Annotated in this window: 16 protein-coding genes; 10 read left to right on the top strand and 6 right to left on the bottom strand. The window is 66.7% G+C overall.

Annotation, left to right across the window (positions count from 1 at the left end; genetic code table 11):
• From SOX55_RS05540 to SOX55_RS05520, 5 genes are all read left to right on the top strand, one after another.
• Positions 1–441 (top strand): Hsp70 family protein (locus SOX55_RS05540; protein ID WP_325286444.1); only part of this gene is annotated, 441 nt, incomplete at its 5' end.
• 100 nt (positions 442–541) lie between these two features.
• Positions 542–1,675, top strand: coding sequence for a molecular chaperone DnaJ (gene dnaJ / locus SOX55_RS05535; RefSeq protein ID WP_325286443.1), 1,134 nt, complete (start codon positions 542–544; stop codon positions 1,673–1,675).
• 14 nt (positions 1,676–1,689) lie between these two features.
• Complete coding sequence (locus SOX55_RS05530; RefSeq protein WP_325286442.1) at positions 1,690–2,496, top strand: histidinol-phosphatase HisJ family protein; 807 nt, start codon at positions 1,690–1,692, stop codon at positions 2,494–2,496.
• Positions 2,497–2,605: 109 nt separating this feature from the next.
• Positions 2,606–3,043 carry a ribose 5-phosphate isomerase B gene (rpiB, locus tag SOX55_RS05525; RefSeq protein WP_325286441.1) on the top strand — a complete coding sequence of 146 codons (438 nt, stop codon included), beginning with the start codon at positions 2,606–2,608 and terminating at the stop codon, positions 3,041–3,043.
• Between the two features lie 35 nt (positions 3,044–3,078).
• Positions 3,079–4,065 carry a putative glycoside hydrolase gene (locus tag SOX55_RS05520; RefSeq protein ID WP_325286440.1) on the top strand — a complete coding sequence of 329 codons (987 nt, stop codon included), beginning with the start codon at positions 3,079–3,081 and terminating at the stop codon, positions 4,063–4,065.
• Positions 4,066–4,104: 39 nt separating this feature from the next.
• On the opposite strand, the gene SOX55_RS05515 is transcribed toward SOX55_RS05520, so the two are convergent.
• From SOX55_RS05515 to SOX55_RS05505, 3 genes are read right to left on the bottom strand one after another with little or no spacing between them, the layout of a single operon-like run.
• Positions 4,105–4,788, bottom strand: coding sequence for an MBL fold metallo-hydrolase (locus SOX55_RS05515; protein ID WP_325286439.1), 684 nt, complete (start codon positions 4,786–4,788; stop codon positions 4,105–4,107).
• A complete protein-coding gene (locus SOX55_RS05510; RefSeq protein ID WP_325286438.1) occupies positions 4,785–5,093 on the bottom strand; it encodes a YbjQ family protein in 309 nt (102 codons plus the stop codon). The genes SOX55_RS05515 and SOX55_RS05510 overlap by 4 nt, the downstream gene beginning before the upstream one ends.
• 17 nt (positions 5,094–5,110) lie before the next feature.
• The gene (locus SOX55_RS05505) at positions 5,111–5,761 is read right to left on the bottom strand and encodes a MerR family transcriptional regulator (protein ID WP_325286437.1); all 651 of its coding nucleotides are present in this window, start codon (positions 5,759–5,761) and stop codon (positions 5,111–5,113) included.
• A 130-nt stretch (positions 5,762–5,891) separates the two neighbouring features.
• Here SOX55_RS05505 and mutY point away from each other — a divergent pair, with 130 nt between their 5' ends.
• From mutY to SOX55_RS05485, 4 genes are read left to right on the top strand one after another with little or no spacing between them, the layout of a single operon-like run.
• Entirely contained in the window at positions 5,892–6,980 is a 1,089-nt protein-coding gene (mutY, locus tag SOX55_RS05500) for an A/G-specific adenine glycosylase (RefSeq protein WP_325286436.1), read from the top strand.
• A 15-nt stretch (positions 6,981–6,995) separates the two neighbouring features.
• The gene (locus tag SOX55_RS05495; protein WP_325286435.1) at positions 6,996–7,787 is read left to right on the top strand and encodes a hypothetical protein; all 792 of its coding nucleotides are present in this window, start codon (positions 6,996–6,998) and stop codon (positions 7,785–7,787) included.
• A gap of 12 nt (positions 7,788–7,799) precedes the next feature.
• Positions 7,800–8,738, top strand: coding sequence for a PfkB family carbohydrate kinase (locus SOX55_RS05490; protein ID WP_325286434.1), 939 nt, complete (start codon positions 7,800–7,802; stop codon positions 8,736–8,738).
• Entirely contained in the window at positions 8,735–9,604 is an 870-nt protein-coding gene (locus SOX55_RS05485) for a radical SAM protein (RefSeq protein ID WP_325286433.1), read from the top strand. Before SOX55_RS05490 ends, SOX55_RS05485 begins: the two co-directional genes overlap by 4 nt.
• Before the next feature lie 46 nt (positions 9,605–9,650).
• Here the strand turns inward: SOX55_RS05485 and SOX55_RS05480 are convergent, their stop codons facing one another.
• Entirely contained in the window at positions 9,651–10,058 is a 408-nt protein-coding gene (locus SOX55_RS05480) for a DUF3842 family protein (protein ID WP_325286432.1), read from the bottom strand.
• Positions 10,055–11,461: an MATE family efflux transporter gene (locus SOX55_RS05475; protein ID WP_325286431.1), complete on the bottom strand. Its 1,407-nt coding sequence runs from the start codon at positions 11,459–11,461 to the stop codon at positions 10,055–10,057. Before SOX55_RS05475 ends, SOX55_RS05480 begins: the two co-directional genes overlap by 4 nt.
• Positions 11,462–11,607: 146 nt before the next feature.
• On the opposite strand from SOX55_RS05475, the gene SOX55_RS05470 reads away from it, so the two are divergent.
• Positions 11,608–12,198, top strand: coding sequence for a helix-turn-helix domain-containing protein (locus SOX55_RS05470; protein WP_325286430.1), 591 nt, complete (start codon positions 11,608–11,610; stop codon positions 12,196–12,198).
• Positions 12,199–12,272: 74 nt separating this feature from the next.
• On the opposite strand, the gene SOX55_RS05465 is transcribed toward SOX55_RS05470, so the two are convergent.
• On the bottom strand, positions 12,273–13,937 hold the full coding sequence (locus SOX55_RS05465) for a ribonuclease J (RefSeq protein ID WP_325286429.1): 1,665 nt from the start codon (positions 13,935–13,937) through the stop codon (positions 12,273–12,275).
• Between the last annotated feature and the right edge of the window lie 431 nt (positions 13,938–14,368).

Here is a 14,368-nt window from a genome sequence, read left to right as displayed (position 1 = left end):
TCCTCCAACATGAGCAAGGAAGACATCGAGAAGGCCGTCAAGGAAGCTGAGCAGTATGCCGCCGAGGACGCCAAGATCAAGGAGAAGGTCGAAGTACGCAACCAGGCCGACCAGATGGTCTACCAGAGCGAGAAGACCCTCGGCGAAGTGGGCGACAAGATCCCCGCGGACGAGAAGGCCAAGGTGCAGAGTGGTATCGACAAGCTGAAGGAAGTCCTCAAGGGCGACGATACCGACGCCATCAAGAGCGCGACCGAAGAGCTCACGCAGATGTTCTACCAGATGAGCGAGAAGCTCTATCAGCAGGCCAATCCGCAGGGCGGCGCGCAGGCCGGCCCTGACATGGGCGGCGCAAACGGCGGCGCGCAGACCGGCCCGAACGGTCAGCAGTATTATGATGCTGACTACAAGGTCGTGGATGACGACGATCAGAAGAAGTAAAAACAGCGGTTTTCCAATGGGACGGGGGCAGCCCCGCCCCATTTGGAACGTTTTTGACAGTTGGGGCAGCCCCGGCGGTCCTGATTGAGGAGTATTGTATATGGCAGAGAACAAACGCGATTTTTACGAGGTCCTGGGCGTCTCCAAAGGCGCCTCGGAGGACGAGATCAAAAAGGCATATAAGAAAATGGCCCGTAAGTACCACCCGGACCTGAACCCGGGGGACAAGACGGCAGAGGAGAAGTTCAAGGAGGTCAACGAGGCCTACGAGGTGCTGTCCGACCCCCAGAAGAAGGCCCGGTATGACCAGTACGGCCACGCCGGCGTGGACCCCAACTTCGGCGCCGGCGCCGGTTTCGACGGCGCGGGCTTCGACTTCGGCGACCTGGGGGACATCTTCGGCAGCTTCTTCGGCGGCGGCTTCGGCGGCGGCCGGCGGGCCAACCCCAACGCCCCCCAGCGGGGCGAGAGCATCCGCATGTCCGTCAGCATCAGCTTCGAGGAGGCGGCCTTCGGCTGCGAGAAGTCCGTGACCCTGGACCGCTATGAGCAGTGCGACACCTGCCACGGCAGCGGCTGCGCCGCGGGCACCTCTCCCGAGGTCTGCCCCGACTGCCACGGCACCGGCACGGTGCAGGTGCGGCGGCAGACCCCCATGGGTGTGTTCGCCTCCACCTCCCCCTGCGGGCGGTGCGGCGGCAAGGGCCGCATCATCCACCAGCCCTGCCCGGACTGCCGCGGCAGCGGCAGCGTCCGCAAGCGCCGGACCATCCAGGCCACCATCCCTGCCGGCATCGATGACGGCCAGACCATCTCCATCCGGGGCCAGGGCCACGCCGGCGTCAACGGCGGCCCCGCCGGTGACCTGCTGATCACCATCACCGTCCGGCCCCACGAGATTTTCCGCCGGGAGGGCACCTCCGTCCTGTGCGACGCCCCCATCACCTACGTCCAGGCGGTTCTGGGCGCGGAGCTGGAGATTCCCACCATCGACGGCAAGGTGAAGTACACCCTGCCGGAGGGCACCCAGACCGGCACCACCTTCCGTCTGAAGGGCAAGGGCATCCCCTCCCTCAACGGCGGCCGCCGGGGCGACCAGTACGTCACCGTGCACATTGAGACTCCCCGCAACCTGAACCGGGAGCAGAAAGAGGCGCTGAAGAAGTTCGCCGACACCCTGGGGGAGAACAACCACGAGGAATGGAAGAAATTCTTCCGGAAATTCAAGAAGTAAGGCGGGGATCAGGCATGTATCTGGCGGACTATCACACCCACTGCGCCTGGTCCATGGACGCCAGGGTGCCCATGGCGCAGATGGCGCTGGCGGCGGCGGACAAGGGCTTTGACGAGATCTGCTTCACCGACCACGTGGAACCCTTCGAGTCCGGCTCCTGGGAGCACAACGTCTATGACTTCGCGGCGCTGGACCGGGAGTACGAGGAAGCCCGGGCCGCCGTGGACGGCCGCATCCGCATTCGCCGGGGCGTGGAGCTGGGGGAGGCCCCCCGGGACTTCCCCTGGTGCGAGGAAGCACTGCGGCAGCTGGGAGAGCTGGACTTTGTCATCGGCTCCATCCACCAGCTGTCGGAGGCGTTCGGCTGCCAGGACCTGCTGTTTGCCTCCACCGCGGACCCGGAGCTGTCCAGGCGGCAGATCCGGGACTATCTGGAGCTGGTGCTGAAGCAGGCCCACTGGGGCAATTTCTGCGTCCAGGGCCACCTGACGCTGCCTCTGCGGTACATGAACGAGCTGCGCCACGGCCATATGACCTTCGACGGCTTCGAGGCGGAGGTGGAGGAGATTTTCCGGGTTCTGATTCCCAAGGGCCTGGGCATCGAACTGAACACCAACCGGGGCCACACGCCCCTGCCGGACGAGAAGTGGCTGCGGCTGTACCGCCGGTGCGGCGGAGAGATCATCACCCTGGGCACCGACGCCCACACCCCGGAGTACGTGGGCTGCTGCATCCGGGAGCGGCAGGCGCTGCTGAAGGAGTGCGGCTTCCGGGCCTTCTGCACCTTTGAAAAGCGGAAGCCCATTTTCCACGATCTTTGAAAAAACGGGGCGGGTCTGCAATTTCGGTTGCAAACCCGCCCGAATGCGTTTACAATGGAACTGCATTACGGAAAGGGCGGACTGCCGCCCGGGAAAGGGGAACATACGAATGAAAATCGCACTGGGCTGTGACCACGGCGGCTACGCACTGAAATGCGAGATCGTCAGGCTGCTGGAGGAGCTGGGCCACGAGGTAAAGGACTTCGGCTGCTACTCCACGGAGAGCTGCGACTATCCCGACTTCGGCGAGGCGGCGGCGCGGGCCGTGGCCTCCGGCGAATGTGAGCGGGGCGTTGTCATCTGCACCACCGGCATCGGCATCTCCATGGCCGCCAACAAGGTGAAGGGCATCCGCTGCGCCCACTGCGCCGACACCCTGGAGGCGGAGCTGACCCGCCGCCACAACGACGCCAACATGCTGGCCATCGGCGCCGGCTTCACCGGCCCCATGCTGGCCAAAAAGATGGTGGAGGTGTTCCTGACCACCGGGTTCGAGGGCGGCCGTCACGCCCGCCGGGTGGGCAAGGTGGACGCCATCCAGCCCTGAACCCATAGCGCTTTCCAGAGAAGGAGGTCCGTCCGGTGAGTGCGCCCCGTGGATATAACCGTTACCGGGGGAGAAATCCCCTGTGGAAAAAAGTGGTGGCCGTGCTGCTGATCCTGGTGATCATTCTGGCGGTAGCCTTCATGGTCCTGCAGGACCGGGTGTTTTACGACGATTCCGGAACGCCCCACCTGCCCCGCCCTGCGGGACAGGCGGAGGTCTCCGGCAGCCAGCCGGTAAACCCCGGTGACCTGGACATCACCGTGGAGCAGATGGAGCCGGAGAAGGCGCCTCTGCGGGCTGCGGAGCTGACCGAACTGCCGCCGGGGGAGACGGACATTTTCCGGGCGATGCCCGCCGGGGAGTTTGACGCCCTGGCGGTGACCGTGAAGGACGGCGCCGGCCGGGTGTATTACACCTCGCCGGAGCAGCAGGCGTCCATCGCCGCCCTCACCGGCAGTGAGTACCGGACCATCGCCCGGATGTCCTGCTTCCTGGACCCCGGAACCGCCCGGGCCGATGTGGAGGGCATGGGACTGAAAAACACCGGCGGCTATCTTTTCTACGACGGCAATAACGCCAACTGGCTGGACCCCGGCAAGCCCGCCGCCCGGCAGTATCTGTGCGGCATCGCGGCGGAGCTGGCGGACCTGGGCTTTGACGAGCTGCTGCTGACCGACGTGTCCTACCCCACCGAGGGGAAAATCGACAAGATCGACTACGGCGAAACCCTGAAGTCCGCCGCCCTGGCGGATTTCCTCCGGGAGGTCCGCACTGCCGTGGGGGAGGACGTGACCGTCTCCATCGAGCTACCGGCGGAGACCATCCTCAGCGGCTCCGAGCCGGTGTCCGGCATTGTGCTGGCGGACCTGGCGCCGCTGGCGGACCGGATTTACGCCGTTACCGACGCGGCCTCCGCCCCTGCGCTGGAGCAGGCGTTGCAGGCGGCCTGCGGAACCACGGAGTTTGCGGCGGAGGTCACGGACGCAGCCGGCGTGGAGGGCAGCTTCCTGCTGGTACAGTAAGAAAAAACGCGTACCCTTGTGAAGGGTACGCGTTTTCTGTCAGTCCGGAAAGTGCCACCGCTGGCCCTCCCGGGACACCGGCACCACCCGGTCCCACAGGTCCGGCCGGGCGGACAGCAGACGGTCCGTGGGGGAGGTGTCGCCCCACTGGTGCATGGGGAAAGCGCGGCGGATGTCCGCCAGCTCCAGCAGGTACGTAAAGCCCCAGCTCTCCGCCGCCTGCTGCCGGGGGTCCAGGGGCAGGAAGGCAAGGTCCAGCCGGCGGCGGCGCAGCGGCTCCGTGTACCGCTTGAAATCCGCCTCCATCCGGGGATTCCAGGGATCCGGCTCCCCCTCCCAGTGCCACCAGTTCAGGTCCCCGGCGTGGTAGACGGTCCTGCCGCCGCACCGGACCAGGAAGGCCACCCCCTCGTCGGTGGAGGGTAGCGTCTCCACAGCCGCCTCCGGCAGCGTCACCGATTCCCCGCCCCGGAGGACGGCGCAGTCATGGCCCGCCGGGGGCGTGATGCCCTCTCCCAGCAGAAACCGGACGGGGCGGGTGCCGTCGTCCAGAGCGAACACAGCGGGGTTGAAGTGGTCGTGGTGGCCGTGGCTCACCAGCACCAGCAGGGGCTTTTCCGGCGGCAGGGAGGGCAGGGCGCCCTTCCACCAGTCAAACAGGAGAAGAACCTCCTCCGTCTCCACCAGAAAGCCGCTGTGGGCCAGAAACGTCACGTCGGTCATTTGAATTTCACCGCCGTGCCGTAGGCCATCACCTCCGCCGCTCCCTGCATCAGGGAGGAGGAGGCGTAGCGCAGGCCGATGATGGCGTCGGCGCCCAGGTCCTCGGCGGCGTCCACCATGCGCTTGGTGGCGATCTGGCGGGCCTCGTTGAGCATCTCGGTGTAGTCCTTCACCTCGCCGCCCACCAGGCTCTTCATTCCGGCCATAAAGTCCCGGCCGAAGTTCTTGCTGTACACCACGGTGCCCTTCACCGCCTCCAGGGGCTCAAAGTCCCGTCCCGGGTTTTCAATGGTCAGCAGTTTCATTGTGTTCTCCTCCTGTTTTAGTATTTCTTGGCGTCGTCCAGCTCGTTGCGGCCGATCTCCCGGATGCGCTGGGTCAGGGCGATCATCATGCCCACCGCCACCGCGGCGGGGATGGCCAGCAGCAGCGCCAGCACCGGCAGCGGCGGGGCGCCTGCCGGGTCCGTCTCAAAGGCCCACAGCAGCAGCCAGATGATTCCCGCCATCAGCACCGTCATCAGAATGGTGACGGCCACGGGGGCGGCATAGCGGATGCGGATATCGTTGGTCTGTTTGTTCATAAATGTGGTTCCCTCCTGTTCCAGCTGCGCCATTTCCTCCAGCAGCGCGGCGGCATCCAGGGCCTCCAGGGTGGGAGCCGCGTCCCGCAGCCGGACGCACAGGGCTCTGGACTGCCCCAGGCTCTCCTCCTCCCGCTCCAGCGTTACCAGATGGCGGCGCATGGCGTCGGACACGGTGATGCGTCCGCCCTGCAGCGCCCGGATCTCCTCCAGGGGCAGTCCCAGCTTCCGCAGCAGCTTGATCTGCCGCAGCGCCGCCACGTCGCCCTCGCCGTAGTCCCGGTAGCCGTTTTCGCTGTTGCGCCGGGGCTTCAGCAGCCCCTCCGCCTCGTAAAAGCGGATGTTCTTTTTCGTGATGCCCACCCGGGCCTCCACTTCGTTGATCTTCAAATGGCGTCACCTCGTTTCTGATTCCAACGTATACCTTCCACAAAGGGGAAGGTCAAGGTTTTTTTCAAAAAATTTTTCCATCCGCCGGGGAGAACTTCCCGCGCTCCGGATTTTATGGTATTATCCTATCATGAAACATGAGGAATTGACAACTGAAAACCGTCTGGCGCCGCTGCGCCGGCCCCTTCTGGACTGGTTCCGCTCCAACGCCCGGGACCTGCCCTGGCGGCGGACCCGGGACCCCTACCGCATCTGGGTGTCGGAGATTATGCTCCAGCAGACCCGGGTGGCGGCGGTGCTGGGCTATTACGCCCGGTTTCTGGAAGCCTTCCCCACGGTGGAAGCTTTGGCCGGGGCGCCGGAGGAGCGGCTGATGAAGCTGTGGGAGGGGCTGGGCTATTACAGCCGGGCCAGGAACCTGCAGAAGGCCGCCGCGGCAGTGTGTGAGCAATACGGCGGGCAATTCCCCGCCGACTATGACGCGCTGCTGGCCCTGCCGGGCATCGGGGAGTACACCGCGGGGGCCATCGCCTCCGCGGCCTTCGGCCTGCCCGCCCCGGCGGTGGACGGCAACGTGCTGCGGGTGCTGGCGCGGCTTCATGACGACCGCAGCGACATCGCCGACCCGAAAACCAGACAGGCGGCCCGGGCCGCCGTGGCGTCGGCCATGCCGGAATCAGAGGCGGACCGGCGGATTTTCAACCAGGCGCTGATGGAGCTGGGGGCCACGGTGTGCGTCCCCAACGGCCCGCCCAGGTGCGAGGTGTGCCCGGCGGCGGAGCTGTGCCTGGGCCGTCTCCGGGGCACGGCGGAGGCGCTGCCGGTGAAGGCCCCCAAAAAGGCCCGGCAGGCGGAGGAGATGACGGTGCTGGTGGTGCTGCGGGAGGGGCAGGCGGCTCTGCGCCGCCGTCCCGGCACAGGGCTGCTGGCGGGGCTGTGGGAGTTTCCCAACCTGCCGGGAACCCTGACGGAGCAGGAGGCAGCGTCGGCCCTGGCGGACCGGGGCCTGACGGTGAAGGCGTGGAAGAAAAAGCTGACGGCGAAGCACATCTTCACCCACCGGGAATGGCACATGACCGGCTACGTGGCGGAGGTGTCCGGTGCCGGCCCGGAGGACTGGCAGTGGACCGGCCCCCGGGAGTGGGCGGACCGGGCGGTGCCGTCGGCCTTTGCCCGGTACAGCGAGGCGGTCTGGGAGGAATGGGGCGCAGCGCCCTGAGAAAGGAGGCCCGGAATGGGTCTGGTAGGAGTTGTATTGGGTCTGGCGCGGATCGTGATGATGCTGGTGCTGTTGGCGGTGCGGGTGGTGCTGCCGGTGGCGGTGGGCGTTTTCCTGTACCGGCTGGCGCGCAGGGAAAAGGCCCGGCAGGCCGGGGAAAAGCGGCAGGAAAAGCGGCGGGAGCCGGACTTTCAGGGGACGGTCCGCACCGTGGACTATCGGGCCACGGAGGAAGCGCCCCACATGGGACCGGAGCCGCCGGTGCCCTTCGGCTATAAAAGCGGCTGGGCGGCCATCCGCTGCGGCGACCCCCGGCAGGTGACGGTGGCCCTGGGGCTGCGGAACGTCCGGGAGGCCTCCTGGTCCGTGGGGCTGGAACAGGCGGAGCAGACGGGCCGGGTGTTCGTCTCCCCCTGTCTGGAGGGCTTCGTGCTGGTGGTGGGGCTGCTGGAGGTTCTGGAGGGGGCGGACCTGCCCCGGTGGACCGCCGCCTTTTCGGAGGTGCAGTTCTTCGCCACCCACCGGGTGACGGAATTCCACCGCTGGGGCCGCTGCCGGTCCGGCCGGCTGCTGCGGGACTACTGCTACTGCGGCGAGCGGGGAGAAGTGCTGCGGGACGTGGGGGAGCCAACACCGGAGGAGACGGCCCTGGGCTTCGGCGGCTTCCCCGCCGTGGGCGGCGAGACGGAGTGTCAGCGCTTTCCCAACGAGGAGGACGTGCTGGACATCGCCGCCGCCTGGGGCGTGGACCCCAGGTTTGCCCGGGGGGACTACCCGCCCTCCATGGGCTGGGTATGTGAGCTGTAAGGAGGAACGGCTATGAACAAGCTGCTGGTCATCGGCTCCACGGTGGTGGACGTCATTATTCCCGTTGATCATCTGCCCCGGACGGCGGAGGACGTGAACGTATACGAACAGCGCATGGCCATGGGAGGCTGCGCCTTCAACGCCTGGTCCATGCTGCGCCACTTCGGTGTCCCGGCCATCCTCTTCTCCCCGGTGGGCACCGGGGTTTACGGCGACTTTGTCCGGGCGGGGCTGGCCGCCCGGGGAACCTCGTCCCCCATTCCCACGCCGCAGCGGGAGAACGGCTGCTGCTACTGCTTTGTGGAAAAGGGAGGCGAGCGGACCTTCGTGTCCGTCCGGGGGGCGGAGTACGCCTTCCGGCGGGAGTGGTTCGACGGCCTGGACCTCACCGGCGTGGACGGGGCGTACCTGTGCGGGCTGGAGGTGGAGGACCCCTCCGGCGACTGCATCATCGGCTTTCTGGAGGACCACCGGGCGCTGCGGGTGTACTTCGCCCCCGGCCCCCGGATCCGCAGCCTGCAGCGGGACCGGCTGGACCGGATCCTGAATCTGCATCCAGTGCTGCACCTCAACGAGGAGGAGGCCGTCTCCGCCGCGCTGGACCTGACGGGGACCGCGCCCCGGGACGCGGCGGAGGCCGCCGCTGCCCTGCGCCGCCGCACCGGCGGGCCGGTGATTGTCACGCTGGGGGAGCGGGGCTGCCTCTATGACACGGCGGAGGGTCAGGGCTGGGTGCCCGGCGGTCCCGCCCGGGTGACGGACACCATCGGCGCGGGGGATTCCCACATCGGCACCGTCATGGCCCGGCTGCAGCAGGGGGCCTCCATGGAGCAGGCCCTCCGGGCCGCCAACTATGTCAGCGCTGCCGTGGTGTCCGTCCGAGGCGCCCGGCTGGCGGAGGAGGACTTCGCGGCGGTGCTGTCGGCGCTGCGGAAGGAGGGACTGGCGTGATCTGCACCCTGTGTCCCCGGAACTGCGGGGCGGAGCGGACGGAGACGAAGTCCGGCGGCGTGTGCGGCATGCCTGCCGCGCCGGTGGCCGCCAGAGCCATGCTCCACCGTTGGGAGGAGCCGTGCCTGGTGGGGGACCGGGGCGCCGGCACCGTGTTTTTCTCCGGCTGCAATCTCCGGTGCTGCTTCTGCCAGAACGGCACCATCTCCCAACAGGGGGCGGGGAAGGCCATCCCCGTTTCGCGGCTGCGGGAGATTTACCGGGAGCTGATCGCCGCCGGCGCCGCCTGCATCGACCTTGTCACCCCCACCCACTTTACACCGGCGATTCTGGAATCCCTGGCCGAGCCTCTGGATGTGCCGGTGGTGTGGAACTCCGGCGGCTACGAAAAGCCGGAGACGCTGGCGCTGCTGGAGGGGAAGGTGAAGGTGTACCTGCCGGACCTGAAGTACGCCCTCCCCGGCCCGGCGAAGGCGTACTCCGGCGCGGCGGACTACTTCGACTGGGCCTCCCGGGCCATTCTGGAGATGTTCCGCCAGACCGGGCCGTACCGCATGGAAAACGGCCTGCTGAAGCAGGGGGTGCTGATCCGCCACCTGCTGCTGCCGGGGGAGCCGGAGAACACCCGCCGGTGCATCGACTGGGTGGCGGAGACCTTCCGCCCCGGCGACGTGCTGTTCTCCCTCATGAGCCAGTACACCCCCCAGCCGGGGGCGGCGGGAAAGCTGGCCCGCCGGGTGACCCGGGCGGAGTACCGCGCGGCGATGGAATACATGGAGAACTGCGGCATCACCGACGGCTTCACCCAGGAGCGGACCTCCGCCAAAGAGGAATATACCCCGGACTTCGACCTGTCCGGGGTGTAAAGGAAGCCCCCTGTCCAGCAGCGGACAGGGGGCGCTTTGTCGGGGTTCAGTCCAGCAAACCGCGGAGCATGGCCACCGCCTCGTCCATCAGCTGGGAGAGGGTCATGTCCCGGACCCCCACCACCAGGTTGCTGCACTGGTTCACCGGCAGCAGCAGCTTTTTCGCCTCGCTCCGGCCCACGGCCACGGCGATGGCGGGGGAGATCTCCCCCAGCAGGGAGTCGGCGGACAGGATGCCGATGGGGCCCACGATGACGTCCGCCTTGCGGCAGGCCACCAGAATGGCGTTTTCTCCGGTGGCGCCCTGGTCCGCCCCGGCCTTCAGCATGGCGGCGGTGGCCAGGGAGTTGGTGCCCACTGCCAGCAGCGGGCAGGTGAGCCCCGCGCTTTTGACCCGCTCGATGAAAAGCCGGCCCATACGGCCGCTCTGGCCGTCGATGACAACGATGTTCATGTGATCCCTCCTGAAGTGGCCTGGCCGGCGCGGCCCAGCGGGTCCCAGCGGCCATGGCGGAAATATACGGCGTAAGCGACGAACAGCAACAGGTTGTGGGCGATCATGCAGCCCCAGGCGGACACCAGGCCCAGCCCCAGCAGCCGGGTGCAGATCAGCGTCCCGAGAATGCGGACGCCCCACATGCCGGTGAGGTTGAACACAAAGGGGACCCGGGTCTGGCCCACGCCCTGCAGGACCCCCTCCAGAATGATGGACACCCCGTAAAACGGCTCCGACAGCGCCACCATCCGCAGCACGGCGGCGCCCAGCACAATGACGGCGGCGCTGTGGGAGAACAGCCCCACCATGTCGGGGGCGAGCAGGAACAGCAGCCCGCCGGACACTGCCATCAGCGTCACCTCAATGGGGATGAGCATGGCGGTCAGGTCCCGCATCCGCTGCCGGTCCCCCGCCCCCAGAGCGTTGCCGGCCAGGGTGGCCGCGGCGGTCTGCATGCCGTAACCGGGGATGTAGAAGGCGGATTCCACCGTGTTGGCGATGGTGTGGGCGGCGGTGGCCGTCTCTCCCAGGGCGTTTATCATGGAGGCGAAAGCCACGTAGCCCAGGTTGGCGGCGAACCGCTGCAGCATGTTGGGCAGCGCCACCCGCAGGCAGGGGACGAGCACCTGCCGGTCCGGCCGCAGCCGCCGGCCCCGGGGGGAGATGATGGGGTGGCGCCATACCGCCACGGCGGTGCACAGGCCGCCCAGGGTGAAGGCCGCGGCGCTGGCGGCGGCCGCTCCCTCCACCCCCAGGCCCGCTCCCGGCAGCGGGAGGGTCCAGGGCCCCAGCGCCAGCTGCCGGGCGGGGTAGATCAGCAGGAAATTCAGCGCCACATTGACCACGTTCACCAGCAGCCCGATCTTCATGGGCGTCCGGGTGTCTCCCGCCGCCCGCAGCACCGTGCCCAGCAGGATGGAGGCGGCGCGGGGCAGGATGGGCAGGCTGAGAATGAAGAAGTACCGGGCCGCCGTCTCCCGGATAGCTGGGTCCGCCTGCATCCACACGGGGATGCGGCTGCTGAGGGACAAGGCCAGGGCCGTGTACACCGTTCCCACGACGCCCACCGCCAGCACCGCCTGCCCGGCGGCCCGGGCGGCGCCGTCCCGGTCTCCGGCGCCGCAGCACCGGGAGATGAAGGCCAGAAAGCCCACCCCCAGCGCGGTGATGGAGCTGTTCACCAGCCAGTTGACGGTGGTGGTGACGCCCACGGCGGCGGTGGCGGAGGTGCCCAGGGAGCCCACCATGGCGGTGTCGATGTACTGCACCGCCGTCTGCATCAGCTGCTCCAGCATGGTGGGCAGGGACAGGGAGAGGATGACGGGCAGCATGGCCCATTTTCCGGTTTTGGGAAAACCCATGATCCACCTCGGAAAGGGAAAGTATTTGGCATCAGCATACCACGTTCCGGAACATTCCGCAACCTCGGCCTCTACGCAGCGCAGGTTGCGCCTGCCCGGCGGGGCGTGGTATCCTTGGAGCAGAAACGAAAGGAGCGTGGAAGCGAATGGGTCAATATGTGACCGGCAGCGTCATCCGGGCGCTGCGGGAGAAGCGGAACTATACGCAAAAGCAGCTGGCGGAGGCCATTTCCGTCAGCGACAAGACCGTCTCCAAGTGGGAGACGGACCGGGGACTGCCGGATGTGACGCTGCTGGAGCCTCTGGCCAAGGCGCTGCAGGTGTCGGTGGCGGAGCTGCTGTCCGGGGAGTACGTGGTGAACCGGAACCGCAGCGGCAACCCGGAGCGGGCCAGGTTCTACATCTGTCCTATCTGCGGCAACGTGATCTGGTCCATGGGGGAGGGGGCGTTCAGCTGCTGCGGCGTGGCGCTGCCGCCTCTGGAGCCGGAGGAACCGGACGGAGAGCATGCCCTCACCGTGGAGGTTCTGGACAACGAGTGGTACGTGTCGGCAGACCACCCCATGACCAAGGACCATTACTTTTCTTTTATCGCCCTGGTGAGCTATGACCGGGTGCAGCTGTGCAAGCTCTATCCGGAGCAGGCGGCAGAGGCCCGCTTCCCCCGGCGGGGCGGCGGCACGCTGTACGCCTGCTGCAACCGCCACGGGCTGTACCGCCTGAAGCTGAAACGGTGAAAAAACCGCTCCCCTCCTGATGGAAGGGAGCGGTTTGCGCGTTCCGCGGTGCTGTAAACTGTCCTCCGGACAGTTTACAGCCGGGTGGCAACGGGAATCACCATGGGATTGCGCTTGGTGTTCTTGTACAGGTAGTTGCTGACGGCGGATTTCACCGCGCCCTTCAGGTCGCCGTCGTCCCGGCTGCGCTTCCGGGAAGAGGTGACGGTGCAGGCGGCCTCCTCGGCCACGTTCTGCAGCTCCCGCATCAGGTCCTCCGACTCCTTCACGTAGATGAAGCCACGGGTGATGATCTCCGGCGGCGCCAGCAGCTGGCCGTCATGGGCGGAGACGTGGAGGATCACCACCACCATGCCGTCCTCGGCCAGACGCTTCCGGTCCCGCATGACCACGGCACCCACGTCGCCCACGCCGGAGCCGTCCACATACACCTCGCCGGCGGGGACGGTGCCGTTGATCTTCATGGTCTTGGCGGTGAGCTCGATGACGGAGCCGTTTTCGGCGATGGCCACGTGGTTCCGGGCCATGCCCATCTGCTGGGCGATTTTGCAGTGGGTCTGCAGCATCCGCTGCTCGCCGTGGAGGGGAACGAAGAACCGGGGCTTGGTGAGGGCGTGGATGATCTTCAGCTCCTCCTGGCAGGCGTGGCCGGAGACGTGGAGCATGTCCATCCGGTCATACACCACCGTGGCGCCCTTGCGGAACAGCTCGTTGATGACCCGGCCGATGGTCACCTCATTGCCGGGAATGGCGGAGGCGGAGATGATGACCTTGTCCCCGGCGGCGATCTCCACCTGCTTGTGGGTGGAGAAGGCCATGCGGTACAGGGCGGACATCTCCTCGCCCTGGGAGCCGGTGGTGACGATAATCTGCTTCTCCTTGGGCAGGCCCTTGAGCTTGTTGATGTCCACCAGGGTGTTCCGGGGCACCTTCAGATACCCCAGCTCCGTGGACACCTTCAGCATGTTCTCCATGGACCGGCCGGTGACGGCCACCTTCCGGCCGCAGGCGGCGGCGGCGTCCAGCACCTGCTGGATGCGGTGGACGTTGGAGGAGAAGGTAGTGACGATGATCCGCTCGTCGCAGTGCTGGAACTGGCGCATGAAGGTCTCGCCCACCAGCTTTTCCGATGGGGTGAAGCCCGGGCGCTCCACGTTGGTGGAGTCGGCGCACAGGCACAGCACCCCCTCCTTGCCCAGCTCGCCGAACCGGGCCAGGTCAATGACGTCGCCGTCGATGGGGGTGGAGTCGATCTTGAAGTCGCCGGTGTGGACCACGGTGCCCAGCCGGGTGTGGATGGCGAAGGCCACCGCGTCGGCGATGGAGTGGTTCACGTGGATGAACTCCACACTGAACTTCCCCGCCCGGATGGTCTCTCCCGGCTCCACGGTGATGAGCTTCACCGCCTTTGCAAGGCCGTGCTCCTCCAGCTTCAGCCGGATGAGGCCGGCGGTGAGCCGGGTGCAGTAGATGGGCATATTCACCTGCCGCAGCACGTAGGGGATGGCGCCGATGTGGTCCTCGTGGCCGTGGGTGATGAACAGGCCCCGGATTCGGGCCTTGTTTTTCGCCAGGTAGCTCACGTCGGGGATGATGCAGTCGATGCCGTACATGTCCTCCTCGGGGAAGCCCATGCCGCAGTCCACCACGATCATCTCACCGCCGTACTCGTAGACGGTCATGTTCTTGCCGATCTCGTCCAGACCGCCCAGAGGGATGATTTTCAGTTTTTCTGCCATAAATGGAAAGTCTCCTTTGCTGATGTTATGTAGACCTCCCGGCCGGACCGACGGCGTGAAACCGGGGCACTGCCGCATAGCGCGGCAAAAACCGCAGCACAAATAAGACGCCCGTTCAGCTGTCCGGCCCCGTTTCGCCGGCAGTCTTTCTCGGTTGCGTCGTATGGTTCGGCCATATTGGGAGATATATGATTCAACCGGGCGGGCAGCGCAGGCCCCACCGGCCAAATACGGAGAAAATGCGGCGGAGCCACGGCTCAACGCCTGCAATTACCAATAGTATAGCACACTTCCCGGCGCTTGTATACCTGTTTTTGCAAAAAAGACAGTTTCAGGGAAGATGTACACAGAGGGGGTCGCCGGGACTCCGGCGGGGAGTGCGCCCGTCCGGGCGCGGGGAATCGCGGGTTTCCGGCCCCCACATTTATTTG

The sequence above is a fragment of the Dysosmobacter sp. genome, from assembly GCF_034093755.1.
In the GTDB taxonomy this organism is placed as follows: domain Bacteria; phylum Bacillota; class Clostridia; order Oscillospirales; family Oscillospiraceae; genus Oscillibacter.
This window is presented reverse-complemented; position numbering and strand designations above follow the sequence as displayed.